This is a genomic window from Streptomyces sp. NPDC041205 (assembly GCF_055591765.1).
This window is the reverse complement of sequence record NZ_JBVIZH010000001.1, coordinates 987117-1012291: the sequence shown is the minus strand read 5'-3', so window position 1 is coordinate 1012291 and position 25175 is coordinate 987117. Positions and strand designations below refer to the sequence as shown.

Annotated in this window: 20 protein-coding genes and 1 tRNA gene; 18 read left to right on the top strand and 3 right to left on the bottom strand. The window is 72.5% G+C overall.

The annotated features are described in order from the left end of the window. The first annotated feature begins 117 nt into the window (after nucleotides 1-117). The 5 genes from ACZ6BG_RS04465 (at nucleotide 118) to obgE (ending at nucleotide 8543) form a co-directional block, all read left to right on the top strand. Nucleotides 118-4464 (top strand): Rne/Rng family ribonuclease, encoded by a 4347-nt coding sequence (locus ACZ6BG_RS04465; protein WP_468996760.1) that lies wholly within the window; start codon nucleotides 118-120, stop codon nucleotides 4462-4464. A 306-nt stretch (nucleotides 4465-4770) separates the two neighbouring features. After that, nucleotides 4771-6135, top strand: coding sequence for a phospholipase D-like domain-containing protein (locus tag ACZ6BG_RS04460; protein ID WP_468996757.1), 1365 nt, complete (start codon nucleotides 4771-4773; stop codon nucleotides 6133-6135). A gap of 206 nt (nucleotides 6136-6341) precedes the next feature. Further along, a complete protein-coding gene (rplU, locus tag ACZ6BG_RS04455) occupies nucleotides 6342-6662 on the top strand; it encodes a 50S ribosomal protein L21 (protein ID WP_016643790.1) in 321 nt (106 codons plus the stop codon). Between the two features lie 14 nt (nucleotides 6663-6676). After that, nucleotides 6677-6931 carry a 50S ribosomal protein L27 gene (gene rpmA, locus ACZ6BG_RS04450; protein WP_030362615.1) on the top strand — a complete coding sequence of 85 codons (255 nt, stop codon included), beginning with the start codon at nucleotides 6677-6679 and terminating at the stop codon, nucleotides 6929-6931. Nucleotides 6932-7094: 163 nt separating this feature from the next. Next, nucleotides 7095-8543: a GTPase ObgE gene (gene obgE, locus ACZ6BG_RS04445; protein WP_468449701.1), complete on the top strand. Its 1449-nt coding sequence runs from the start codon at nucleotides 7095-7097 to the stop codon at nucleotides 8541-8543. 311 nt (nucleotides 8544-8854) lie between these two features. Here obgE and ACZ6BG_RS04440 read toward each other — a convergent pair whose 3' ends face one another. Next, the gene (locus tag ACZ6BG_RS04440) at nucleotides 8855-10948 is read right to left on the bottom strand and encodes a hypothetical protein (RefSeq protein WP_468996754.1); all 2094 of its coding nucleotides are present in this window, start codon (nucleotides 10946-10948) and stop codon (nucleotides 8855-8857) included. A gap of 401 nt (nucleotides 10949-11349) precedes the next feature. On the opposite strand from ACZ6BG_RS04440, the gene proB reads away from it, so the two are divergent. The 5 genes from proB to ACZ6BG_RS04415 all read left to right on the top strand — a co-directional run bounded on the left by proB (nucleotide 11350) and on the right by ACZ6BG_RS04415 (nucleotide 16713). Then, the gene (proB, locus tag ACZ6BG_RS04435) at nucleotides 11350-12483 is read left to right on the top strand and encodes a glutamate 5-kinase (RefSeq protein WP_468996752.1); all 1134 of its coding nucleotides are present in this window, start codon (nucleotides 11350-11352) and stop codon (nucleotides 12481-12483) included. Nucleotides 12484-12760: 277 nt separating this feature from the next. Then, nucleotides 12761-13264, top strand: coding sequence for a hypothetical protein (locus ACZ6BG_RS04430; RefSeq protein WP_468996750.1), 504 nt, complete (start codon nucleotides 12761-12763; stop codon nucleotides 13262-13264). Nucleotides 13265-13459: 195 nt separating this feature from the next. Continuing rightward, complete coding sequence (locus tag ACZ6BG_RS04425) at nucleotides 13460-14743, top strand: glutamate-5-semialdehyde dehydrogenase (protein WP_468996748.1); 1284 nt, start codon at nucleotides 13460-13462, stop codon at nucleotides 14741-14743. Nucleotides 14744-14866: 123 nt separating this feature from the next. Continuing rightward, a complete protein-coding gene (locus tag ACZ6BG_RS04420; RefSeq protein WP_468996746.1) occupies nucleotides 14867-15502 on the top strand; it encodes an SCO2584 family spore wall biosynthesis protein in 636 nt (211 codons plus the stop codon). A 146-nt stretch (nucleotides 15503-15648) separates the two neighbouring features. Then, entirely contained in the window at nucleotides 15649-16713 is a 1065-nt protein-coding gene (locus ACZ6BG_RS04415) for an SCO2583 family membrane protein (protein WP_468996744.1), read from the top strand. Between the two features lie 55 nt (nucleotides 16714-16768). Here ACZ6BG_RS04415 and ACZ6BG_RS04410 read toward each other — a convergent pair whose 3' ends face one another. Then, nucleotides 16769-17890, bottom strand: a complete 1122-nt coding sequence (locus ACZ6BG_RS04410) for a M48 family metallopeptidase (RefSeq protein WP_468996742.1) — start codon at nucleotides 17888-17890, stop codon at nucleotides 16769-16771. A 101-nt stretch (nucleotides 17891-17991) separates the two neighbouring features. On the opposite strand from ACZ6BG_RS04410, the gene ACZ6BG_RS04405 reads away from it, so the two are divergent. From ACZ6BG_RS04405 to ACZ6BG_RS04375, 7 genes are all read left to right on the top strand, one after another. Beyond that, nucleotides 17992-18147, top strand: a complete 156-nt coding sequence (locus ACZ6BG_RS04405; RefSeq protein ID WP_468996740.1) for a hypothetical protein — start codon at nucleotides 17992-17994, stop codon at nucleotides 18145-18147. 115 nt (nucleotides 18148-18262) lie between these two features. Then, a complete protein-coding gene (locus ACZ6BG_RS04400; RefSeq protein WP_468996738.1) occupies nucleotides 18263-18427 on the top strand; it encodes a hypothetical protein in 165 nt (54 codons plus the stop codon). A 68-nt stretch (nucleotides 18428-18495) separates the two neighbouring features. Further along, nucleotides 18496-19146, top strand: coding sequence for a nicotinate-nucleotide adenylyltransferase (gene nadD, locus ACZ6BG_RS04395; RefSeq protein ID WP_468996736.1), 651 nt, complete (start codon nucleotides 18496-18498; stop codon nucleotides 19144-19146). 16 nt (nucleotides 19147-19162) lie between these two features. Beyond that, nucleotides 19163-20893, top strand: coding sequence for an LCP family protein (locus ACZ6BG_RS04390; RefSeq protein ID WP_468996734.1), 1731 nt, complete (start codon nucleotides 19163-19165; stop codon nucleotides 20891-20893). A gap of 195 nt (nucleotides 20894-21088) precedes the next feature. Continuing rightward, entirely contained in the window at nucleotides 21089-21547 is a 459-nt protein-coding gene (rsfS, locus tag ACZ6BG_RS04385) for a ribosome silencing factor (RefSeq protein ID WP_030362627.1), read from the top strand. After that, nucleotides 21544-22185: a histidine phosphatase family protein gene (locus tag ACZ6BG_RS04380; RefSeq protein ID WP_468996732.1), complete on the top strand. Its 642-nt coding sequence runs from the start codon at nucleotides 21544-21546 to the stop codon at nucleotides 22183-22185. Before rsfS ends, ACZ6BG_RS04380 begins: the two co-directional genes overlap by 4 nt. Nucleotides 22186-22301: 116 nt before the next feature. Next, a tRNA-Ala gene (locus tag ACZ6BG_RS04375) sits at nucleotides 22302-22374 on the top strand. 159 nt (nucleotides 22375-22533) lie between these two features. Here ACZ6BG_RS04375 and ACZ6BG_RS04370 read toward each other — a convergent pair. Continuing rightward, on the bottom strand, nucleotides 22534-23553 hold the full coding sequence (locus tag ACZ6BG_RS04370) for a helix-turn-helix transcriptional regulator (RefSeq protein ID WP_468996730.1): 1020 nt from the start codon (nucleotides 23551-23553) through the stop codon (nucleotides 22534-22536). 93 nt (nucleotides 23554-23646) lie between these two features. Here ACZ6BG_RS04370 and ACZ6BG_RS04365 point away from each other — a divergent pair, with 93 nt between their 5' ends. Then, complete coding sequence (locus ACZ6BG_RS04365) at nucleotides 23647-25110, top strand: MFS transporter (RefSeq protein ID WP_468996728.1); 1464 nt, start codon at nucleotides 23647-23649, stop codon at nucleotides 25108-25110. Nucleotides 25111-25175: the final 65 nt, after the last annotated feature.

The window sequence follows — 25175 nt, the reverse complement described above, 5'->3', positions numbered from 1 at the left end:
AGAGAGCTCCCGTGCGGCGCCCACGCCCCCGGATGGCGGCCCCGCGCAGCAAGCGAGAGCCGCGGATACGTCCGGTAAAGGCGCGGCGCCCGGGAGCGTGACGGGAGAACCGCCCGCATGCTTGAGCCGAACGACCCCACTGAGGGTTCGAACAACAACACACCCAGCGACACCCTGCCCCCGCGCCGTCGGCGCCGGGCCGCGTCGCGTCCCGCGGGACCGCCCGCCGGCACCACCGCGGACGCCGGGCCGGCCATACCGGCCACCCCCGCCACCGCCGTGGACACCGCTCCCGCCGCCGTGACCGACGTCGACGACGAGGCCGAGGCCCTGGAGACGGACGAGAACGCCGAGGCCGGCGCGGTCGAGGCCGCTGAGGCCGCGCCCGTTGTGGAAGAGGCCGCCCCCGCTCGTACGCGTCGTCGCGCCACCCGCCGTGCCTCCGCGCCCGCCGGTGCCCCGCAGGCCGCCGCGTCGGCCGACGCCCCGGCCGAGGCCGACGCCGCGCCCGCCGCCGAGCCGGTGACCGCCGCTGAGGCCGCGCCCGCCGTGGAAGAGGCCGCCCCCGCTCGTACGCGTCGCCGTGCCACCCGTCGTGCCTCCGCGCCCGCCGGTGCCCCGCAGGCCGCCGAGGCGGAGCAGCCGTCGGCCGCCGTCGCCGAGAGCCCGGCCGCACCCGCCGCCGAGACCACCGAGGCCGCCGCGCCCGAGGCCGAGGCCGCCCCGCGCCGCGCCCGCCGCCGTGCCACGCGCACCGCGTCCGCGCCCGCCGCCGAGGCGCAGGCCGCCCCGGCCGCGGAGCCCGCCACGACCACGGAGGCCACCGCGTCCGCCGAGACCGCTGAGGCCACCGAGGCCCCGGAAGCCGCCGCGCCCGAGGCCGACGCCGCGCCGCGCCGCGCCCGCCGCCGTGCCACGCGCACCGCGTCCGCGCCCGCCGCCGAGGCGCAGGCCGCCCCGGCCACGGAGACCGCCGAGGCCGCAGCGCCGAAGGCCGTCGAGACCCCCGAGGCCGTCGAAGCCCCGGCCGCCGAGGACGCCGCCCCGCGCCGCACCCGCCGCCGCGCCACCCGCGCCGCCGCCTCCGCCGTCGACGCGCAGCCCGCCGAGGCCCCGGCCGCGAACGACACCCCGGCCGAGGCGCCGGAGCAGGCCGAGGCCGCCCCGCGTGGCCGCAACGGCCGCGAGGCCGAGGCCGCCGCCGAGCAGGCCGACGCGGACGCCCCGCGCGGCCGCGGCCGCCGCCGCGCCACCCGCAAGGCCGCCGCCGGATTCACCGCGCCCGCAGCCACGGGCACGCGCTCCGACGACGACAACGAGCGCCGCCCGGCGCGGCCCGCCGTGGCCGTGTTCCAGGCGCCCGTCTTCGCCGAGCCGATGTTCCAGACCCCGGAGCGCGCCGCCGCCGCTGCCGCCGCCGAGGCGGCCGAGCAGCCCGTCGAGGCGGCCGCGCCCGCGCCCGTCGCCGAGGAGGAGACGGCCCCGCGCCGTCGCCGCCGTCGTCGCGCCGCGGACGAGCAGCCCGCCGCCCCCGTCGCGGCGGAGCCCGAGGAGACCGTCGAGGCCGAGCCCGCCGAGGCGGAGACCGACATCGACAACGAAGGCGCCGACGAGGCCGCCGACGGCGAGGACGCCGGTGAGCGGCACGGCCGCCGTCGCCGCCGCGGTGGCCGTCGCCGCCGTCGTGGCGAGTCCGCCGACGCCGACGGCGCCGAGCAGTCGGACGACGCCGCCGAGCGCTCCGACGAGGCCGCCGAGTCCGCCGATGACACCGACGACTCCGACGAGGCCGCGGCCGACCGGTCCGACGACGACTCCGACGACGCCGAGGCCGCAGGCGGCTCCAGCAGCAGCAGCCGTCGCCGTCGGCGCCGTCGCCGCCGCGCCGGTGACTCCGCCGAGACCGAGCCGGGCGACGGCGACCCGGAGCGCACGGTCGTCAAGGTCCGCGAGCCGCGCAAGAAGGGCGACGACTCGCCCTCGGACGAGGTGCAGTCCATCAAGGGCTCGACCCGTCTGGAGGCCAAGAAGCAGCGTCGCCGCGAGGGCCGTGAGCAGGGCCGGCGCCGGGTGCCGATCATCACCGAGGCCGAGTTCCTGGCCCGCCGCGAGGCGGTCAACCGGGAGATGATCGTCCGTCAGAACGGCGACCGCACCCAGATCGGCGTCCTCGAGGACAACATCCTCGTCGAGCACTACGTCAACAAGGAGCAGTCGACGAGTTACGTCGGCAACGTCTACCTGGGCAAGGTGCAGAACGTCCTGCCGTCGATGGAGGCCGCCTTCATCGACATCGGCAAGGGCCGCAACGCCGTCCTGTACGCCGGTGAGGTCAACTTCGAGGCGCTCGGCATGGCCAACGGGCCGCGCCGCATCGAGTCCGCCCTGAAGTCCGGCCAGTCCGTCCTCGTGCAGGTCACCAAGGACCCGATCGGCCACAAGGGCGCCCGCCTGACCAGCCAGGTCTCGCTGCCCGGCCGCTACCTGGTCTACGTACCCGAAGGGTCGATGACCGGCATCAGCCGCAAGCTGCCCGACACCGAGCGCGCGCGTCTGAAGACCATCCTCAAGAAGATCGTCCCCGAGGACGCGGGCGTCATCGTGCGCACCGCCGCCGAGGGCGCGAGCGAGGACGAGCTGCGCCGTGACGTCGAGCGGCTGCAGGCGCAGTGGGAGGACATCCTCAAGAAGTCGAAGATGACCACCACCAGCTCGCCGAGCCTGCTCTACGGCGAGCCGGACATGACCGTCCGCGTGGTCCGCGACATCTTCAACGAGGACTTCTCGAAGGTCATCATCAGCGGCGACGAGGCCTGGGAGACCATCCACGGCTACGTCTCGCACGTCGCGCCCGACCTCGCCGACCGCCTCTCGCGGTGGACGTCCGAGGTGGACGTCTTCGCGACGTACCGGATCGACGAGCAGCTCGCCAAGGCCCTCGACCGCAAGGTGTGGCTGCCGAGCGGCGGTTCGCTGGTGATCGACAAGACCGAGGCCATGGTCGTCATCGACGTCAACACCGGCAAGTTCACCGGTCAGGGCGGCAACCTCGAAGAGACCGTGACGAGGAACAACCTCGAGGCGGCCGAGGAGATCGTGCGCCAGCTGCGGCTTCGTGACCTCGGCGGCATCGTCGTCATCGACTTCATCGACATGGTCCTGGAGTCCAACCGGGACCTGGTCCTGCGCCGGATGCTGGAGTGCCTGGGCCGGGACCGGACCAAGCACCAGGTGGCCGAGGTCACCTCGCTGGGTCTCGTGCAGATGACCCGCAAGCGCGTCGGCCAGGGGCTCCTGGAGTCCTTCTCCGAGACCTGCGTGCACTGCAACGGCCGCGGCCTCATCGTGCACATGGACCAGGCGACGACCGCCGGTGGCGGCGGCAAGCGCAAGAAGCGCGGCCGCGGCGGTGCCGACCAGGGCGCGCACGACCACACGCACGAGGGTGCCGAGGCCGTCGAGACGGCGGCCGAGGTCGCCGCCGAGGTCGCCGAGCCGGTGGCGCTGCCCGAGCCCGCGTTCGTCCCCGACGAGGAGCTGTACAGCAGCCCGGCCGAGGCCGAGGCCGCCGCTTCCCGCGGCCGTTCGCGGCGCCGGGCCACGCGGCGGGCGTCCGCTCCTGCGGGCGCGCCGAAGTCGGAGACGGCTGAGGTCGAGGCGTCCGAGAGCGCGGAGAGTGCCGAACAGCCCGAGAAGGCTGAGAAGGCTGAGAAGTCCGGGCGTGCGGCCAAGGCCGACAAGGCCGGGCGCGCCGAGAAGAAGGCCAAGTCCCGTGCGGGCAGGGCCAAGGCGGAGCCGGTCGAGGAGGCCGCCGAGGCGGTCGCCCCGGCTGCCGAGGTCGCGGAGGCCCCGGTCGCCGAGGTCGTCGAGGCCCCCGTGGCCGCCGTCGAGGCTCCCGCCGAGGACGACGCGGCTCCCAAGGGGCGTACGCGGCGTCGGGCGACCCGCAAGGCGACGGCTCCGGCCGGTTCGCCGAAGGCGGCGGCCGACAGCGGTGAGGTGATCATCGCGGAGACGGCCAAGCCGGAGCCGGTCGCCGAGGCCCCGGCCGCCGAGCCGGTCGCCCCGGCCGAGCCGGTCGCGGAGGCGGCCCCCGAGGCCCCGGCGCGCCCGCGCCGCCGTGCCGTGCGCAAGGCCACCGCGCCGACCGCGCCCGAGGAGACGGCCGTCGTGGTCGTCCCCGCGGCGGACAAGCCGTCCGACGCGGCCGCGGACCAGGCGCCCGAGGCGCCCGCCGCCGACGCCGAGGAAGCCGCTCCGGCCGCCAAGAAGGCGGCGCGCAAGACGGCCAAGAAGGCCACCGCCAAGAAGGCCGCGACGAAGAAGACCGCGGCCAAGAAGACGGCGGCGAAGAAGACGGCCGCCAAGAAGACGACGGCCAAGAAGGCGGCGAAGACCACCAAGAAGGCCGCGGCCGCCGAGCAGTCGGGCGCCGCGGTCACGGCCCCGGCCGACGCGGGCTGAGGCCGGCCCGGCGCGTCCGGCCGTGACTCGGCCGGGCGCACCGGCCGACCCTCACGGGCGTCACCACAGCAACGGTGCCCCCGGCACGGCGAGTTCGCCGTGCCGGGGGCACCGGCGCGTCGGCGCGCATGGTGCCAGGTCGGCGTCCTCAATGCACGGTTTTCGTCCGTCACTTGGATCGTCGAGGCTTTGCCTGTAAGACTCATGCGGTTTGTTGTCGTGAAGAGTTGACGAAGAGTCGACCGTGAGGAAGGACACCGACGCGCCGTGGGGAGACCGCGCGCGGGGTCAGGGGAGGGATGCACCATGGCGCAGCTGCGCCTCAGAGGCACGGGCCGCCACCGCGCCGCGAAACAGGTCAAGGGCGGGCGTCAGGCGGCGGCGCTCGCCACGGTGCTCTCGGCGGCGAGCCTGCAGGCCACCGGCGTCGCCGGGGCCGCGCCCGCCGAAGGGCCCACCGGGACGACACCGACCTGGACCGAGGGCCCGGTCTTCAACGACCCGCTCGGCACGGACGAGGCACAGCACGCGATCCGTACCCGTCTGATCCAGCTCACCGACGCGGCCGTGCCCGGCTCGACCATCAAGGTCGCCGTCTACCACGTGTGGGAGGCCCCGGTCGTCGACGCGCTCCTGAACGCCCGCGAGCGCGGCGTCAACGTACAGATCCTGCTGGACTCGACGAGCCGCACGGACCGCCCGGACAACCCCTCCTACGCCAAGCTCGCGACGTCGCTCGGCACGAACCGCGCCGAGTCGTCGTTCGTCGCGCTGTGCCCCACGGACAAGTCCTGCCTGGGCGACCCGCGCCACGGCAAGTCGATCATGCACAACAAGTTCTGGCTGTTCTCCGAGGTCAAGGGCGCCCGCGACGTCGTCGTGGAGACCACGTCGAACTCGACGCCGTCCGCGCACACCAAGTTCTTCAACGACGCGCTGCAGCTCCCGAACAACCCGACGATGTACGACGCGTTCGCCGAGTACTTCGACGACATGGTCCGCATGGACTGGCGGCACTGGGACTACCGCACGGTCAGCAACGGCCTCTACAAGGCGTACTTCTTCCCGCGCGAGGGCACGGTCAACGAGACCGACACCATGTACTCGGTCCTCAACAACGTCGCGTGCAGCTACAAGGACGCCAACGGAGTGAAGCGGCAGACCAAGGTCCGCGCCTCCATCTTCAAGATCACGCGCAAGCAGATCGCCGAGAAGCTGGTCTCCCTGAAGAAGGCGGGCTGCGCGGTGGACCTGGTGTACGCCGAGACGGACAGCGCCAAGAGCCAGGGCGGCACCCCCGGCACCTGGGAGGCCCTGCACAAGCCCGGTGGCCCGGCCCTGCGCTGCTACAACGACGACCGGGACCCGCTCGTGCCCGGCCAGAAGCTGACCACGCCGTACATCATCCACAGCAAGTACGTCCTCATCGACGGCGTGTACGACGGCAAGCGGAACAAGGTCTCCTTCACCGGTTCGCAGAACTACACGGCGCCCGCGCTGCGCGAGAACGACGAGGTGATCGTGAAGGTCGACGACGACTCGGTGCACGACACCTACCGCAGGCACTTCGACCGGGTGAAGAAGGTGGCCTGGCCGGGGACCAGCGACAAGACCGATCTGTGCCGTGGTGTGAAGCCGCTGCCGCCGGACGGCGAGAAGCCCACCCGCTAGGGCGGCGGGGGCCCGGTTTGACCCGTCCGGGCGAGCCCCGTAATCTTGACCGTCGGCGTGTTCGTATGCACGCCCAACCCCTGTAAACCTCATTCCTCCCGGACATCGCGCGGAGTTCCGCGTGACATCGGGGAGAGGCCGTCCGTGCCATCGGCGCGGGGCGGCTGGACTGCGGGGGTCCCGTTCCGAGCGAAAGAGAGATCCGCGTGTACGCCATCGTGCGCAGCGGTGGTCGCCAGCACAAGGTTGCTGTCGGCGACATCGTTGAGGTTGACAAGATTTCCACCGCCAAGGTTGGCGACACGGTCGAGCTCTCGACCCTGCTCGTTGTCGACGGCGAAGCCGTGACCAGCGACCCGTGGGTCCTGGCCGGCATCAAGGTCACCGCCGAGGTCGTGGACCACCACAAGGGCGCGAAGATCGACATCCTTCGCTACAAGAACAAGACCGGCTACCGCCGTCGCCAGGGTCACCGCCAGCAGTACACGGCGATCAAGGTCACCGGCATCCCCACGGCTGCGAAGTAAGGGACTGAGACAAGATGGCACACAAGAAGGGCGCATCGTCCACTCGGAACGGGCGCGATTCCAATGCTCAGCGGCTCGGTGTGAAGCGCTTCGGCGGTCAGACCGTCAACGCCGGTGAGATCCTGGTCCGCCAGCGCGGCACCCACTTCCACCCGGGCACGGGCGTCGGCCGCGGCAAGGACGACACCCTGTTCGCGCTGGACGCCGGTGCGGTGGAGTTCGGTACCCACCGTGGCCGCAAGGTCGTGAACATCGTTCCGGTCGCCTGATCCCTTTCCCAGGGCTCAAGGCTCCGTAGAGCGGTTTTCTTCGCGAGGGCGGACCTCACTTCCCGGTTTCCGGGAAGCGGGTCCGCCCTTCGCGTGTTGCAGTTGAGACATTTAGTACCTACGTATGCGGCGCTCGCGCCGTTCGTCACTGGAGGCACCCACCATGACCACCTTCGTGGACCGCGTCGAGCTGCATGTCGCCGCGGGTAGCGGGGGCCACGGCTGTGCCTCCGTCCACCGTGAGAAGTTCAAGCCGCTCGGCGGCCCGGACGGCGGCAACGGCGGCCGGGGCGGCGACGTCATCCTGGTCGTCGACCAGTCCGTGACCACGCTGCTCGACTACCACCACAGCCCGCACCGCAAGGCCACCAACGGCAAGCCCGGCGAGGGCGGCAACCGCTCCGGCAAGGACGGCCAGGACCTGGTCCTGCCCGTGCCGGACGGCACCGTCGTCCTCGACAAGCAGGGCAACGTCCTCGCCGACCTCGTCGGCCACGGCACCACGTACGTGGCCGCCCAGGGCGGCCGCGGCGGCCTCGGCAACGCGGCGCTCGCCTCCGCCCGCCGCAAGGCGCCCGGCTTCGCGCTGCTCGGCGAGCCCGGTGACGGCGGCGACGTCGTCCTGGAGCTCAAGACGGTCGCGGACGTCGCGCTCGTCGGCTACCCGAGCGCGGGCAAGTCCTCGCTGATCTCGGTGCTCAGCGCCGCCAAGCCGAAGATCGCGGACTACCCGTTCACGACGCTGGTGCCCAACCTCGGCGTCGTCACCGCGGGCTCCACCGTCTACACCATCGCCGACGTGCCCGGCCTCATCCCCGGCGCCAGCCAGGGCCGCGGCCTCGGCCTCGAGTTCCTGCGCCACGTCGAGCGGTGCAGCGTCCTCGTGCACGTCCTGGACACGGCCACCCTGGAGTCCGACCGCGACCCCGTCTCCGACCTCGACGTGATCGAGGCGGAGCTGCGGGAGTACGGCGCGGGCCTGGAGAACCGGCCGCGTCTGGTCGTCCTCAACAAGGTCGACATCCCCGACGGCCAGGACCTGGCCGACCTGGTGCGGCCCGACCTGGAGGAGCGCGGCTACCGCGTCTTCGAGGTCTCCGCGGTCGCCCACAAGGGCCTCAAGGAGCTGTCCTTCGCGCTCGCCGAGTTCGTCGCCGAGGCGCGGGCCGCCAAGCCCAAGGAAGAGGCCACGCGCATCGTCATCCGGCCCAAGGCCGTCGACGACGCCGGCTTCACCGTCACCCGCGAGGACGACGAGGGCGAGGCCGTGTTCCGCGTGCGCGGCGAGAAGCCGGAGCGCTGGGTGCGCCAGACCGACTTCAACAACGACGAGGCCGTCGGCTACCTCGCGGACCGGCTCAACCGCCTCGGCGTCGAGGACGAGCTGATGAAGGCCGGGGCCCGCGCGGGCGACGGCGTGGCCATCGGCCCCGAGGACAACGCGGTCGTCTTCGACTGGGAGCCCTCGATGTCCGCGGGCGCGGAGATGCTCGGACGACGCGGCGAGGACCACCGCTTCGAGGCGCCCCGCCCGGCCGCACAGCGCCGCAGGGACCGCGACGCGGAGCGGGACGAGGCGGAGAAGGCGTACGACGACTTCGAGCCGTTCTAGGCAGCTTCTGGCCGGGGGCCCTGGGCGGGGCGGCAGCCCTCCCCGCCGCTCCGCGGCGGGGTCTCCCACCCGCCCACCCGTGACTTGCCGGACCCGGCTTGCCGCCGAGGGCAGTGACGGGGCCGCGTAGCCCGTCGGCTCACGCCTGGAGACACAGTGAAGGCCCCGGAGCGAATCATCGCTCCGGGGCCTTCACTGTCGGCCGAGGGTCACGTTTCCACGGCGAGGCGGGTCCGACAGTCACTGGCGGGCGGGTGGGGAGAAGCCCCGCCGGGGCGACGGTTGCCGCCCCGGCCGAGGCCCACGGCCAGTTACGCCGACTCCAGCTCCTCCGCCGGGTCCGCGTCCATCGCGGCCTCCGCGGCGTCCACCGTGTCCGTGGACTCGTCGCGCTGGGCGGGGATCTCCGCCTCCTGGCGGGCCGCCGCGCGGGCGCGGCGGGCGTCGGACTTGGCGCACAGGGCCAGGGCCGCCGCGTTGAAGCGGACGATGGAGGGCGGGTCGGACGGGCCGAGGAGGTGCTCCTTCAGCTCGGCACGGGCCTCCGCGTACACGTCCTGCTCCGGGGTGCGCACGGCGTCCAGGAGGGCGGGCACGCCGTCCGCCTCGGGCGCGAGGATCGTCGCGGCCCGCACGGTCGGGAAGCCGGCCCGGAAGTCCGCCTCGGACATCCCGGAGGTGTTGGCCACCGCGTACGGCTTCTCGCTGCTCAGCCAGTCCGAGACGACCGAGGAGACATCGCTGATCAGCAGGTCGGCCTGGTTGAAGCAGGAGAAGATCGCCGGGCGGGACTCGGTGATGATCTGGTGCTCCCACTCGGGCAGCGAGGCCCAGTACGCCGACTCCCACGCCGCGGTCGCCTCCGCGATCGCGGCCCGGCTGTCGCCGTCGGGCGTGCCCTGGAGCATCATCCGCTCCTGCTCGTCCACGCTCCGGCGGAACTTCTTGGCGGTGAGCAGGTTCAACGCGTCCGTGCGGGCCGCGAGTTCGGCCGCGGCCTCGGGGCCGGGTCGGGCGCCGGAGCGCTTCGCGGCGGCCTCGCGGATCATGGCCTTGATGCGCTCGTTGGCGGCGCCCGCGGCCGGGTTCTGCGAGCCGGTCATCGGGTGCGGCTTGTAGATGAGGCGCACGGCGGGGTCGGCGAGCAGGTGCCGGACGATGTTCTCGCCCGCGAGCACGACCGAGGTGTTGCCGGGGTTGCCGTCCCAGCCCTCCCAGGTCGGGGCGTAGAGAACGGTCGTGTACGCGCCCGTGGGCGGGCCCGCGTACGGCCGGATCGGCGAGAGCTGGGGGCGGCCGACCTCGACCACGTCCTTGTCCTCGACGCCGATGTCGGCGAGCTGGTAGCGGTCGCGGGCGGCGGGACCGGCGACCCACACCTCGTCGTACGCCTTCGCGTACGGGTTGCAGGACGACAGCTTGTCGCTCTCGCCGTGGTTGATGAAGGCGTGCTTGAGCGAGGGGATGCGCAGGACCTGGGAGGTCTTCGCGGCGTTCGCCGGGTGCAGCATCATCTTCAGCGTCGACGTCTCCAGGGAGAACATCGTGGCGACCTTCGGGAAGCAGATGATCGGCACGTCCGTGGAGTCGATCTTCTGGACCATGAAGCGCTCACGCAGCACGATCAGCGGGTTCCCGTCGAGCTGGGAGAGCGTGGAGAGCCACATGTTCGCCTGGTACGCGGACGTGGTGCCGCCGGAGAAGTACATGGCGACCGTCGGCTGGTACTGGGCCAGCCACTGGTCGAGCCACTCCATGACGGCCTGGTCGTTCTTCGCCCGCTTCTTCGGCAGCAGCCAGGTCGCCAGGTACGCGGCGCCGCCACCCATCAGGACGACGGAGACGCCGAGCCCGGCGCCGCCCCAGTACGCGTCGGTGGTGGCCGCGGTGAGCAGCAGGCCGACCGTCGCGGGCACCGAGAACGTGAGCAGGCGGCGCGCCTGCTGGCGGGCCAGGATGCGCGGCGGCGCGGCGCTCAGGTGCAGCGCGGAGGCGTCGATGTTGCGGGTGACGATCGGCAGCGTACGGGCCCGGCGCACCATGACGGCGACGGCCTGGCAGAAGAAGTGCAGGGCGTAGAACGCGAGCAGCGTGACGGTCAGCGGCGACTGCTCGGCCAGCGGCTCGATGCCGTCGATGCGCAGCAGGCCGACGAGGACCAGCATGTCGCGCAGGAGCTGCCGGACGGTGACATCGAAGCGGATCTTGCCCAGGAGGGAGAGCAGACCCGGCTGCTTGTACTGCAGATAGATGTCGAGCGCGAGGTTCGCCGCCGCCGCGGCGACGAACACCGGGACGTACGGGACGAGCGCGGAAACGAGCTGTGCCGTGAAGAGCGCGACCATCGACAGCAGGGCAGTGAGCTGTACGACGCGGCGGCGGGGGGCGAGTCCGGCGGAGGGCACGGGCTTTGGCTCCTGGCGGGGGGCGTAACGGATGGGGGAGGGCGTTACGGGGCACTGCGAGGCAATGCCGGGTAAGCCGGTCATGCGGGGTCCGGACGTGTGGACGACACTCATCCGGATTAGTGGAAGACCCCTGACCGTATGACGCTCGGTGCCTCCGTAGCAATCTTCCGTGACGCTAATCACCGTATAAAGGGGCAAAGGTAATGGAACTCGGAGGCCTGAATTCGGCCTCTTGACGACTTAGGTCCCGCCGGGCAGGCCCTTGGGCCCTGGTACTCGCCCGCCGCCCGCACCCGCCCGTCCGTCCGGCGAAACGCACGGGCGCCCCGGCCGCGTCCTCACGTACATTGCTGGTCCACAGCACATGGGGACCATTGGGGAAGTACGTGACAAGGGCCGTGACAGGGGCAAAGGGACGGACGGACGTCGCGGGGGCCCACCGGGTCGTCGTCAAGGTGGGGTCGTCGTCGCTGACCACCGCGTCGGGCGGGCTCGACGCCGACCGCGTGGACGCGCTCGTCGACGTACTCGCCAAGAGCAGAAGCGGCGGGGAACGCGAGGTCGTCCTCGTCTCCTCCGGCGCCATCGCCGCCGGGCTCGCCCCCCTCGGCCTGCGCCGCCGCCCCAAGGACCTGGCCCGCCAGCAGGCCGCCGCCAGCGTCGGCCAGGGCCTCCTCGTCGCCCGCTACACCGCCTCCTTCGCGCGCTACGGCGTCCGCGTCGGCCAGGTCCTGCTCACCACCGACGACACCAGCCGCCGCGCCCACCACCGCAACGCCTCGCGGACCCTCGACAAGCTCCTCGCCATGGGCGCCCTGCCCGTCGTCAACGAGAACGACACGGTCGCCACCGACGAGATCCGCTTCGGCGACAACGACCGCCTCGCCGCCCTCGTCGCCCACCTGGTCCGCGCCGACCTCCTGGTGCTCCTGTCGGACGTCGACGGCCTGTACGACGGCGACCCGGCCGCCCCCGGCACCGCCCGCGTCGCCGAGGTCGCGAGCCCCGCCGACATCGCCCACGTCAAGATCGGCAGCGCGGGCAAGGCGGGCGTCGGCACCGGCGGCATGGTCACCAAGGTCGAGGCCGCCCGGATCGCCGCGGCCGCCGGCATCCCCGTCGTCCTCACCTCCGCGAGCCAGGCCGCGGACGCCCTCGCGGGCCGCGACACCGGCACGTACTTCCACCCCACCGGGCGCCGCTCCGCGGACCGCCTGCTGTGGCTCCAGCACGCCTCCGCGCCACGCGGCTCCCTCACGCTCGACGACGGGGCGGTACGCGCGGTCGTCGAGGGCCGCAAGTCGCTGCTTCCCGCGGGCATCGCCGCGGTCGAGGGCGAGTTCATCGCGGGCGACCCGGTCGAGCTGCGGGACACCGCGGGCCGCGCCGTCGCCCGCGGCCTGGTGAACTTCGACGCCAAGGAACTACCGCGCCTCTTCGGTCGCTCCACCCGCGAGCTGGCCCGCGAACTCGGCCCCGCCTACGAGCGCGAAGTGGTGCACCGCGACGACCTGGTGGTCCTGCATCCCTGACCCGCCCCGGGCCGTGCACCACCGGCCCACGGGGCAGTGCACCATCCACCCCGCCCGACGGTGCATCCCTAGTCCCGCCCGCCTCGGAGACACCAGCGCAAATCAGGCCGAAAACAGGCGCGAACGCCGTGTCACGGCTGGCTCGCCCGAGGTGAAACTCCGCAAAACCGCCCCGCGGGACCGCTTGTCCTGCTCAACTTTGTTGCAAGGCAGTTCCGCACGACCGTTGCACAACCGCACCACCACCGGTTGAAATCACTGGCTGAAGGAGGCCGTCGTGAGACGAGTGCGCCCAGGGGCGGCGTCCCGCGGGTCGGCTGAGCGTGCGTTGACGAGCGTCGCCGCGGGGGCGGCGTACGGCGGCGACGTGGCCGAGGGCCACGACCGGGAGGCACGCGAGAGCCAGGCACGGGAAGGCGACGGCGGCGAGCCGGCCGACGCGCCCCGCCTCTGGCACGTCACGCTGAGCGTCTCCGGCGCCAAGGCACCCCTCCAGGAGGTCCGGCGGAGCCTGGAACAGCTCGCCCACGACCACCCCTTCCTGCTCACCAGCCGCTACGCCCAGGACCACGCGGAGATCCGCTACTGGGAAGAGGCCCGTGACCTGCACGACGCCGCCGCGGTCGCGCTGCGCCTGTGGGGCGAGCACCGGCAGAGCGCGCAGTTGCCGCCGTGGGAGATCGTCGGCCTCGAAGTCATCGACCGCGACACGTATCACCACCGGATCGCGGAGGGGTACGGGCCGCTGCCCGCGACGCCGGTCGGCGTCCACCCCTTTTAGGGCCTGCCTTCCAGGGCCCGTCCGGCGCGTGGGCGAGGAAGACACGGGGCGCGACGAAGCGCGTGGTCGATTCCAGCCATCTCCGGCCCGGCGCCCACCACATTCCGCGGGCACGTCCCGCGGCACGTCCCAGGGGGCGTCTCGTACTGCGGAACAGCGTCTGGACGCCCTCCGACGCGCCGTTACGCTGCCCTCATGACCGCGCTCTCGCCCTACGACAACATGTCCCCGGTCGCCCAGGCCGCCTACCGGTCCCGCGCCGCCGCGGCCACCCTCGCGCCGCTGCCGCGCGCCGAGAAGGACGACGCGCTGCTCGCCATCGCCGACGCCCTCGAAGTGCGCACCGCGGAGATCGTCGCGGCCAACGCCAAGGACATCGCGAAGGCCCGCGAGGCCGGCACCAGCGAGGCGATCGTCGACCGCCTCACCCTCACCCCCGAACGCGTCCGCGCCATCGCCTCCGACGTGCGCCACGTCGTGGCCCTGCCCGACCCCGTCGGCGAGGTCGTCCGCGGCTCCACGCTGCCCAACGGCATCGACCTGCGCCAGGTCCGCGTCCCCCTCGGCGTCGTCGGCATCATCTACGAGGCCCGCCCGAACGTCACCGTCGACGCCGCCGCGCTCTGCCTGAAGTCCGGCAACGCGGTGCTGCTGCGCGGCTCGTCCTCAGCGTACGAGTCCAACACCGCGCTGGTGCGGGTCCTGCGCGACGCCGTGCACGGCGCCGGACTGCCCGCCGACGCCGTCCAGCTCGTCCCCGGCGAGGGCCGCGAGTCCGTCCGTGAACTGATGCGCGCCCGCGGCCTCGTCGACGTCCTCATCCCGCGCGGCGGCGCCTCCCTGATCAGGACCGTCGTCGAGGAGTCCACGGTCCCCGTCATCGAGACCGGCACCGGCAACTGCCACGTCTACGTCGACGCGCACGCCGACCTCGACATGGCCGTCGACATCCTCATCAACTCCAAGGCCCAGCGCGTCAGCGTCTGCAACGCCGCCGAGACCCTCCTCGTCCACGCCGACATCGCCGACGCCTTCCTGCCCCGCGCCCTCGACGCCCTCGCCGACGCCGGCGTCACCGTGCACGCCGACGAACGCGTCCAGACCTACGCCCCCGGCTCCAAGGCCACCGTCGTCCCGGCGACCACCGAGGACTGGGAGACCGAGTACCTCTCGTACGACATCGCCGCCGCCGTCGTCGACTCCCTCGAACAGGCCGTCGAGCACATCCGGCTGTGGACCTCCGGGCACACCGAGGCCATCGTCACCACCTCGCAACAGGCCGCGCGCCGCTTCACCCAGCTCGTGGACTCCACCACGGTCGCCGTGAACGCCTCCACGCGGTTCACCGACGGCAGCCAGTTCGGCTTCGGCGCCGAGATCGGCATCTCCACCCAGAAACTGCACGCCCGCGGCCCGATGGGGCTGCCGGAACTCACCTCCACGAAGTACATCGTGACCGGCGACGGCCACGTCCGGTGACCGTCGGGCGCGGCGCGCGTCACGTCGTGTGACCGCCGTGGGGGAGTGGGGCGTTGAGGGTCACAACCCCAGAATCGCCTTTGCGTCTGCCCAAATTGACCCGTCCAGGTCTACCCTGGACGGGTGCCGGAGGACGTGGGGGGTTCGCCGTTTCCCGACGGCTGGGAGCCCGACGACGACCGCGACCACGGGGATGCGGACGAAGAGTTCGCCTCCGTGGTCTTCGACGAGGATTTCGTGCGCGCCGCCGAGATCCATGAGCCCACCGCGGTGGAGCGGCTGCTCGCCGCCGCCCAGGCACGCGCCGAGGCGTCCGAGGCCGAGGCCCGCAGGGGCCGCGCCCGCCGCCGCGGCCCCCACGGCGCCGACGGCCCAGGACCGGACGACGACAGCGACGACCACCCCTACGGGGGCTACGGCACGGGCGAGTTCGGCCGCGACGGCGACCTCGACGACTACGACGACCTCGGCGACCCCGAGTTCCTCCAGGACGGCCGCGGGCGCTACGGCCGCCGCGGCGCCAAGGTCCGCTGGCACCGTCCGGTGGCCTGGATGCTCGCCCTCCTCCTCGGCATAGGCATGGTCGCCTTCGCCTTCGCCGCGGTGTACCGGGGAGCGGCGTCCGGCCGCCAGGACCGGATACCCCCGCCCGCCACCACCGAGGTCGAACAGAACGCGGGCCCCGGCGACTCCGCCGGCCCCTCCGCGTCGGCGGAGTTCGGCCAGTCCCCGGTCCCCGCCGAGCCCCGCACCCCCTGAGCGCCGGGCGCATCCGCCCAGGCCGGCCCCACCGCGACCGCCCGCGCACGCCGGCGCCCCCAACTGGGCAAGCGGCGTGAGGAGTTGTCGGAAGTTGTCGCGTACCAGGGCGTTTACCTGACGGCCCGGAGACCTACCCTGGAGGTATGGGCGGGCCAGGAGAACCACCTGCGGGGACACCCGAGGGCACTCCCGGTGGTGAGGACGAGTACCGATCCGTCGTCTTCGACGAGTCGTTCGTGCGCGCTGCGCGGCTGCAGGAGTTCTCCGCGCGGGAACGGATGGGCGATCACGCGCGCGCCGTGCGCCGCAGGCCCACCGCCCACCGCCGCCTCTCCCGGCAGGTCGTCGTCCTCGTCGTCCTCATCGCCGTCGCCTTCGGCACCGCGATCTACATGGGCGTACGACACCCGTACGGCACCCCGGCCGCCAAACGCCCCGACCCCCTGCGGATGACCGTCATACCGCTCGCCCCCCAGGGCCGCGTGCCCGGCTCCGCGAAGGTCGCCGACCTGTTCGCCAAGAGCCCCGCGGCGCAGTTCCGCATCGGCGCCGGCGGCATCAACCTGCCCGCGGCCCGCCGCACCGCCCATTTCTCCGAGGGCCAGGTCGTGTCGGCGCTCGCCACCGCCAAGGACTACCTCGTGCAGTCCGCACTCGACCCCGAGGTGCTCATGGGGCGTGCCGTGCGCCCCGCCCGCATCCTGCTCGACCCCGGCCAGCTCGACCAGTTCGACCGCAGCTTCGCCCGCCCCGCGGCCGACGGGCGGCACGCCTCCACCGGCTGGCTGGTCCGCTTCGACCAGGCACGGACGGCGCTCGCCGACCCCGGCGTGCGCGTCCAGGGCAGCCTGCGCGCCTCCGAGACCGACAAGGACACCCTCGAGGTCGCCTCGGACCACACCTTCGTCTACGCGCTGCGCCCGGCCCGCGCCGACGCCCACGCACCGGCATCCCTGTTCACCGTCCGGCGCGAGCTGCACTTCCGCTTCGACCGCGACGACCTGCGCATGCACCAGACCGAGCTGCTCGCCTCCTACGTCCAGGCCGGACCGCTCGCCTGCGCCGCCGACACCACCCGGCAACTGCGGCCGCTGCTCGCGGGCGAGAAGGCGAAGGCGGGCGGCCCCGCGGGCACCGACCCGTACGCGACGGGGGACGCCACGGCGCTGTGCGGGACCCTTGCGGCGTCCGCCCAGCCTTCGCTGTGAGTGGTCCTCGGACGGGCCGTGAGCGCTCGTCGCCGGACAGCGGGTTGTCGGACGGCTAGTTGTCGGACGGGCGGTCCGAGGTGCCGTTGGACGGGGAGCCGCCGTCGCCGCCGCTCTGGCCGCCCTGCCCGGTGAACTTCCCGCGCAGCTTGCCGCCCAGGTCGCCCGCGCCGCCCGCGATGTCGTTGACCAGCTTCATCAGCGGGTCCTTGCTGGTGCGGACGTTCTCCGCGTACGACGAGGCGGACTGGCGGAAGGAGTCGCTGACCGACGTGTCCTTGTCCTCCTCGCGGCGCGGATAGTGGCCGTCCATGATCCGCTGGTAGTCGCGGGTCGCGGCCCACTTCTTCAGCTCGGCGGCGCGCACGGTGGTGAAGGGGTGCGAACGCGGCAGCACGTTCAGGATCTTCAGGACGGAGTCGCGCAGGTCGCCGCCCGCCTCGTACTCCTCGGCCTGCTCCAGGAACGCGTCCACGTTCATCTCGTGCAGGTGGTTGCCGCCCGCGATCTTCATCAGGCCGCGCATCGACGCCTGCAGGTCCTGGCCGACAAGCAGGCCCGCGCGGTCCGCCGACAGCTCGGACTTGCGGAACCACTCGCGCAGCGCGGTCACGATCGCCATGATCGCGACATTGCCCAGGGGAATCCACGCGACCTTGAGGGCGAGGTTGGTGAGGAACAGCAGGATCGTGCGGTACACGGAGTGGCCGGAGAGGGCGTGGCCCACCTCGTGGCCCACCACCGCGCGCATCTCCTCCTCGTCGAGCAACTCGACCAGGCCGGTCGTCACCACGATGATCGGCTCGTCCAGGCCGATGCACATGGCGTTCGGCTTCGGGTCCTGCTGGACGTACATCGCGGGGACCTTCTCCAGGTCCAGGATGTAACAGGCGTCCCGCAGCATCGTGTGCAGGTGCGCGAACTGGGCGTCGGACACCCGCACCGAGTCCGAGAGGAACAGCAGCCGCAGGCTGCGCTCCGGCAGCAGCCCGCTGAGGGCCTTGAAGACCGTGTCGAAGCCGCTGAGCTTGCGCAGGGCCACCAGGGCCGAGCGGTCCGCCGGGTGTTCGTACGCCCGCGAGGAGATGCCGGGGAAGCGCCTGCGCTGCCGGCTCGGCACGTTCTCCTGTCCGTCCCCCGTGCCGTTGTTGGTGCCGTCGTGGTTGCCGTGGGTCATGCCGCATCCCCCATGTCGTGTCCTCGTTCCTGCCCCCGAGGTGGGGCCCAGCCTAGGCGGAGATACCGTGACAGGGCAGCGCACAGAAGGAGTCATCCGCCATGGAGCACATCTCCGCAGCTCACGCCCTCGCCCTGGCCGCAGGCAGCCAGGACGAGCCAGGCCTCGGCAACCTGCTGCGCGTCGTACTGATCGTGATGGTGGTGGGCTGCGTCCTGGTGGGCTGGCTGCTGCTGCGCGGGTACCGCAAGGACTGAGGCCGGTCGGCATCCGGTGGGCCCCCGGCAGGGCGCCGTGGCCGCACCCAGGGGCCCCGCATACGATGTGCCCAAGTCTTTACCCCGATCCCACACCGGATAGGTCCTGCTGACGATGAGCTTCCACAGCACCGCCGCCCAGTTGGTCACTCTCGCCTCCGAGGGCGGCGAGCACGCCGACGAGCACGCGAGCATCAGCCCCTACGTGACCGGCGGCGGCGCCTTCGTCGTGCTGCTCCTGCTGCTCTGGATCACCACCCGCTTCAACCGCGACCGCTGAGCCGCCCTGGCCCGGCCCCGGGCGGCTGAGACCGGGGCCCCTCGGCGGGGCCGGTAGTGTCTGCACCCATGGGAGAGCAGGACATGCCTACCGGCCCGCAGGGCGGCCCGGGCTCCGGCCCGGCCAGTGCCGCCAAGCGCCGACTCGGCGTCATGGGCGGGACGTTCGACCCGATCCACCACGGACACCTGGTGGCGGCCAGTGAGGTCGCCGCACAGTTCCACCTCGACGAGGTCGTGTTCGTGCCGACCGGGCAGCCGTGGCAGAAGAGCGACAAGAACGTCTCGCCGGCCGAGGACCGCTATCTGATGACGGTCATCGCGACCGCCGAGAACCCGCAGTTCTCGGTGAGCCGCATCGACATCGACCGCGGCGGCGCCACGTACACCACGGACACCCTGCGCGATCTGCGCCGCCTCAACCCCGAGACCGACCTCTTCTTCATCACGGGCGCCGACGCGCTCGGCCAGATCCTCACCTGGCGCGACACCGAAGAGCTGTTCTCGCTGGCGCACTTCATCGGCGTCACCCGGCCCGGCCACACCCTGGCCGACCCCGGCCTGCCCGAGGGCGGCGTCTCCTTCGTGGAGGTCCCCGCCCTGGCGATCTCGTCCACGGACTGCCGTACGCGAGTCGCCAAGGGGGATCCCGTCTGGTACCTGGTACCGGACGGTGTGGTGCGTTATATCGACAAGCGCGAGCTGTACCGCGGCGACTGAGCCGAGAGGGGCACCGGTGAACGACCGACAGTACGACCCCTACGCGGGCCAGGACCCGTACGCGGGTCAGTACGCGGGTGACGCGGCGGACCAGTACGAGGTCGTCGGGTACGACGAGTACGGGCGGCCGGTGTACCAACTGGTGCAGCAGCCCCAGGTGCCCCCGCAGACGGCGCCCGGCTACGACACGTACGCCGCGCAGCGGCAGCCGCAGGGGTACGGCTACGACCCGTACGCGGCGGAGGGCTCGACCGGGCAGCAGGCGGCGGTGCCGCCGTCGGCGTACGACACCCGGGAGCAGACCGGGTGGGTTCCGCAGCAGCAGTCGTACCAGTCACAGGCGTCCCAGCAGCCGCAGCATGCGCAGCCGCAGCAGTACGCGCAGCAGCCGTCGCATCAACAGCCGTCGCACCAACAGCCCTCGCATCAACAGCCGTCCCCCGAGCAGGAAGCCGGGCCGGAGCGGGCGCACGAAGGTGACGAAGCGCCCGAGTACCGCACCGAACAGTTCTCGTTCATAGAGGAACCGGACGAGGAATCCGAAGACGTCATCGACTGGCTGAAGTTCACCGAGAGCCGCACCGAGCGCCGCGAGGAGGCCAAGCGGCGCGGGCGCTCGCGCGTGGTCGCCCTCGTCGTCGTGCTCGCGCTGGCCGTCGTCGGCGGCGTCGGCTATCTGTGGTCCGCGGGCAAGCTGCCCGGCGGCTCGGACGAGAAGTCCGGCGGGCAGGCCGCCGCCGGGCCCCAGAAGCGCGACGTGATCGTCGTCCACCTGCACAACACCAAGGGCGGCGGCACCTCCACGGCGCTGCTCGTGAACAACACCACCACCAAGCGCGGCAGCACCGTCCTGCTCCCCGACTCCCTGGCCCTGACCGGTGAGGACGGCAGCGCGACGACGCTCGCCAAGTCCGTCGAGGACGACGGCTCGACCGGCACGCGCGAAGAGATCGACACGGCCCTCGGCACCCACGTCGAGGGCACCTGGCGCCTGGACACCCCCTACCTCAACAACCTCGTCGAACTCGTCGGCAACATCGACATCGACACCGACGCCGACGTCCCCGACCCGAAGTCGAAGAAGAAGGGCGAGGCGCCGCTCGTCAAGAAGGGCGAGCAGCAGACCCTCAGCGGGCCGATGGCCGTCGCGTACGCCACCTACCGCGCCTCCGGCGAGGCCGAGACCGCGCAGCTCACCCGGTTCGGACAGGTCATGCAGGGCGTGCTGCGCAAGCTGTCGTCCGACCCGCAGGCCGCGACCGTCACCGTGCAGTCGCTCGCGCAGATCCTCGACCCGTCGCTGAAGGAGAAGGACCTCGGCACCTTCCTCGCGAAGCTCGCCGACCGCGCCAAGGGCGGCGACTACGCCACCGCGCTGCTGCCGGTCCAGGACGACGGCACGCTGACCGAGAAGGCCAGCACGAGCGTGGTCAAGGACGTCCTCGGCGGCGCCGTGAAGAGCCCCGAGCAGGGCGCGGCCGTACGGGTCGGCGTGCGCAACGCCACCGGCGACAAGGACTCCACGGAGAAGGCCCGCATCGCGCTGGTCAACGGCGGCTACACCTTCGTCGACGGCGGCTCCGGCACTTCCGCGTCGGCGTCGTCGCAGGTCACGTACGCCGACGCGGGCAAGAAGGCGGAAGCGCAGGAGGTCGCCAAGACCCTCGGCCTGCCCGCCGGAGCGGTCCGCAAGGGCAAGACGGCCCCGAACGCGGACGTGTCCGTGGTGCTCGGCGGGGACTACTAGGCCGGGTCGGCGCGGGGGCCCTTCCCGGGTGGGGAGGGCGCCCGCGGTGCTCCCGGGGCGGGCCCGGACCGGTCCTGGCCTGCTCCCCGAGCAGTCCCGGGGTGGTCCCGGAGTGGTCGAAACAATCTTCTGGGGGCCCATGGGCGGTCCGTGAGACCCTTGACGGGTATTGCCCATCTGAAGGAAAGCTCTCTAGTGACCGCCACGGACCGCTCCACCGAGCTCATCACCGTCGCCGCCCAGGCGGCCGCCGACAAGCTCGCGCACGACATCATCGCGTACGACGTCAGCGACGTGCTGTCGATCACGGACGCCTTCCTGCTCGCCTCCGCGCCCAACGACCGCCAGGTCAAGTCGATCGTCGACGAGATCGAGGAGCGCCTCAACAAGGAGCTCGGCGCCAAGCCGGTGCGCCGCGAGGGCGACCGCGAGGCCCGCTGGGTCCTCCTCGACTACGTCGACATCGTCGTGCACGTCCAGCACAGCGAGGAGCGTGTCTTCTACGCGCTCGAGCGCCTGTGGAAGGACTGCCCCGAGATCGAGCTGCCCGCCGAGGCCAAGGCCACCCGCGGCAAGGCCGCCGAGTACGCCGACCGGCAGCAGGCCGCCGAGGAGGCCGGAGCCCTGCGCGAGCTGGGCGGTGAGCTGCGGTGAGCAACCGCGGCTGCCGGATCATCCTGTGGCGGCACGGCCAGACCGCGTGGAACCTGGAGCGCCGCTTCCAGGGCACCACGGACATCGAGCTGACCGACGTCGGCCTCGGCCAGGCCCGGCGCGCCGCCCGGCTGCTCGCCTCCCTGAAGCCGGACGCGATCATCGCGTCCGACCTCAGGCGGGCCGCGGCCACCGCCGCCGAGCTGGCCGCCGTCACGGGCCTCGACGTCACCCACGACGAGGCCCTGCGCGAGACCTACGCCGGGGTCTGGCAGGGGCTGACCCACGACGAGATCATCGCCCGGCACGGCGAGCAGTACGCCGCGTGGAAGCGCGGCGAGCCGGTGCGCCGCGGCGGCGGTGAGCTGGAGACCGAGGTGGCCGACCGCGCCGCCCCGGTCGTGCTGCGGCACGCGGAGAAGCTGCCCGACAACGGCACGCTGGTCGTCGCCAGCCACGGCGGCACCATCCGCACCACCATCGGGCGTCTCCTCGGCCTGGAGCCGCACCACTGGGAGGGCCTGGGCGGGCTCTCCAACTGCTGCTGGTCGGTCCTCGGCCAGGGCGCGCGCGGCTGGCGCCTGCTCGAGCACAACGCGGGCACGCTGCCCGAGCCGGTGCTCGGCGACGACGACTAGCCTCCGGCGTGTCCCGGCGGAAGCCCAGGTCACCGGTGCCGGGGACCGGATTTCGCATTCGGGCAGGTCGCAGGCTAAAGTTCTTCTTGTTCGCCCGCCGAGCGGGAAGAACACCAGGGGCTATAGCTCAGTTGGTAGAGCGCCTGCATGGCATGCAGGAGGTCAGGAGTTCAATTCTCCTTAGCTCCACTCACACGAGAAGCGGCGTGTGCTCACGGAAAACGTGAGCCGCGTCGCTTTCGTCATGTCCGGCACACGTTCTCTTTGGTGCACCTGCTCCTTCTCTCCGGCGCACCTGCTCCCCGGCACGCCCTCTCCCTGGCGTCCCTTCTCTCCGGTGCCCCCGTCTCATACGGACACGTCGTCGCGGCGCAGCTCGCGCAGCCGGGCCGTCCGGTCCTTCGTCTCCTCGTCGTCCGGCGTGTACGCCACGATGCGGCAGTCCGGCATGCCGTTGATCGACAGCGACACCGACGTCATCCGCAGCTCACCGACCGCCTCGTGCCAGAACGTCTTCACCCGCGGCCCCGGCGGCACCACGTAGCCGCTCGCCCACAGGCGCGCGAACTCCGGGCTGGCCAGGGACAGTTCCCGGATGAAGTTCTCCCAGGCGGGCTCGCCCACATGCCGGCCGTACTCCCCGCGCAGCGTCGCCACCATCACCGGCAGCTCCGAGTCCCGGAAGACCAGCGGGCAGTGCTTCTCCGGCACGACGAACAGCGTCCACAGCACGTTCTCCACGCCTATCGCCTCGATGGGCGGGACGAGGAAGAGGTCTCTGTAGGCGGGGTTGGTGGCGAGGATGTCGTAGCGCGCGTTGTACACCACGGCCGGGTGCGGGTCCAAGGCGTCGATGATGCCCTGCACTTCCGGGCCCACCGTCTGCGCGGCCGCCTCGTGCCGCGCGGCGTACGGCACCTCCGCCAGGTGGTACAGATGCTCGCGCTCCGCCTTGTCCAGGCGCAGCGTGCGCGCGACGGCGTCCAGGACCTGGGCGGAGGCGTTGATGGGGCGGCCCTGCTCCAGCCACGTGTACCACGTCACACCGACGCCGGAGAGCTGCGCGACCTCCTCGCGGCGCAGGCCGGGCGTGCGGCGCCGGGGGCCGGGCGGCATGCCCACGTCGGCAGGGGTGACAAGGGCCCTGCGGCCCCGCAGGAACGCGGCCAGCTCGGGGCGGCGGCGGGCGGGCGCCGGTGCGGGCAGGGTGCCGGGCGTGGGGGCGGGCAGGGTGCCGGGCGCGGCTGGGACCGGCGCGTCAGCCGGTGCGGTGCCCGCTGCGCGTGCCGTGCGTGTGGACGGCACCGTGTGTGTGGACTGTGCCGTGCGTGGTGTCCCCGTCATGTCCATCGTCGTCACGTCCCCCATCGTCCGTCCCCGCCGTCGACCTTGCCAGGTGCTGCCAGTACCAGCATCAGCGGGCTCTCACTACCTGTACCCGCCCGCGACCACGCTCGGGGCATGACGACTACGACCCCACCCGCGGCGACCTCCGCCTCAACTCCTGGATCCAGTAAAGCCCCTGGCACTGACATCCGCCCCGGACGGCTCCTCGCGGCCGTGCTCACCGCCCAGTTCATGGCGCTGCTCGACGTGTTCATCGTCAACGTCGCCGCACCCACGATCCGCGAGGAACTGCACGCGTCCGGCGCCGGACTGCAACTCGTCATCGCCGGCTACACCATCACGTACGCCGTCCTGCTGATCACCGGCGCGCGCCTCGGCGAGCGGCTCGGGCACCGCCGTGTCTACCTCGTCGGGCTCGCCGTCTTCACGGCCGCCTCCCTCGCCTGCGGGCTGAGCCAGAGCACCGGTCAGCTGATCGCGTTCCGGCTGCTGCAGGGCGCGGGCTCCGCCGTCCTCATCCCGCAGGTGCTCAGCCTCATCCAGCGGAACTTCACCGGCGAGGCGCGGATGAAGGCACTCGGCGCGTACTCGGCGGTCCTCGCCACCGGCGCCGCGGCCGGTCAGGTCGTCGGCGGCGTCCTCGTCAGCGCCGACCTGTTCGGCACCGGCTGGCGCCCGGTGTTCCTGGTGAACGTGCCGGTCGGCGTGGCCCTGCTGTTCGTCGCCGCCCGTGTGCTGCCCCGCGACGACCGGGGCGACGCGGGCCGGGCGCGCGGGCTCGACCTGCCGGGGCTCGTGCTGCTCGGCGCGGCCGTCTCGGCGTTCACGGTGCCGCTGGTCCTCGGCGAGCAGGAGGGCTGGCCGCTGTGGACCTGGGTGTCCCTCGGCGCCGCCGCCGTGCTCTTCGCCCTGTTCTGCTGGTACGAGGCGCGGCTCGCCCGGCACGGCGGGGCGCCGCTGATCTCGCCGCGGGTCCTGCGGGTGCCGGGCATGGGCCTCGCCGTGTTCCGGCTCGCCGCGGTGATGGCGGTCAACTCCGGATTCCTGTTCGTGCTGTCCCTGCACGTACAGGGCGGCCTCGGCTACAGCGCGCTGCGCGCGGGGCTGACGTTCGCCCCGTCCGCGATCGTCTTCGGAGTGGTCGGTCTGACCTGGCGCAAGTGGCCCGCGGCGCTGCAACGGGCACTGATCCCGGGCGGGTTCGCCCTCGCGGCCCTGTCGTGCCTCGCGGTGGGCCTGCTGCTGCGGAACGGCGACGACGGCGGGCTGTGGCTGTACGTGGCGTTCGTGGGCGGCGGCATCGGCCTCTCGCTCGGATTCAGCCCGACCCTCACGCGCGCGCTCGCGACCGTACGGCCCGAGGACGCGGCGGACGCCAGTGGTTTCCTCGCCACTGTCACCCAGCTCGGACAGCTCACCGGCGTCGCGGTCTTCGGCGCGATTTTCCTCGCCGGGATTGAGTCACAGGGGGCTCCTGGGGCGTATTCATCCGCGGACGCGCTCCTGGTGAGCTTCTACGCGCTCGCCGCGGCGGCCGCCCTGGGGGCCGTGTCCGGACTGGTACGTATGCGTCGCTGACCGTCTCGCCGTGGTCGTGGCAGAATCGACGGGGCCGGAAGGGGACTGCACCAAAGCGCCGACGG

Coding starts and splice junctions, on each gene's coding strand:
- nadD (WP_468996736.1), top strand. CDS start 18,496: ATGGGAGAGCAGGACATGCCTACCGGCCCGCAGGGCGGCCCGGGCTCC.
- ACZ6BG_RS04370 (WP_468996730.1), bottom strand. CDS start 23,553: ATGGGGGACGTGACGACGATGGACATGACGGGGACACCACGCACGGCA.
- ACZ6BG_RS04460 (WP_468996757.1), top strand. CDS start 4,771: ATGGCGCAGCTGCGCCTCAGAGGCACGGGCCGCCACCGCGCCGCGAAA.
- ACZ6BG_RS04405 (WP_468996740.1), top strand. CDS start 17,992: ATGGAGCACATCTCCGCAGCTCACGCCCTCGCCCTGGCCGCAGGCAGC.
- obgE (WP_468449701.1), top strand. CDS start 7,095: ATGACCACCTTCGTGGACCGCGTCGAGCTGCATGTCGCCGCGGGTAGC.
- ACZ6BG_RS04365 (WP_468996728.1), top strand. CDS start 23,647: ATGACGACTACGACCCCACCCGCGGCGACCTCCGCCTCAACTCCTGGA.
- ACZ6BG_RS04410 (WP_468996742.1), bottom strand. CDS start 17,890: ATGACCCACGGCAACCACGACGGCACCAACAACGGCACGGGGGACGGA.
- rpmA (WP_030362615.1), top strand. CDS start 6,677: ATGGCACACAAGAAGGGCGCATCGTCCACTCGGAACGGGCGCGATTCC.
- ACZ6BG_RS04415 (WP_468996744.1), top strand. CDS start 15,649: ATGGGCGGGCCAGGAGAACCACCTGCGGGGACACCCGAGGGCACTCCC.
- ACZ6BG_RS04400 (WP_468996738.1), top strand. CDS start 18,263: ATGAGCTTCCACAGCACCGCCGCCCAGTTGGTCACTCTCGCCTCCGAG.
- ACZ6BG_RS04465 (WP_468996760.1), top strand. CDS start 118: ATGCTTGAGCCGAACGACCCCACTGAGGGTTCGAACAACAACACACCC.
- ACZ6BG_RS04425 (WP_468996748.1), top strand. CDS start 13,460: ATGACCGCGCTCTCGCCCTACGACAACATGTCCCCGGTCGCCCAGGCC.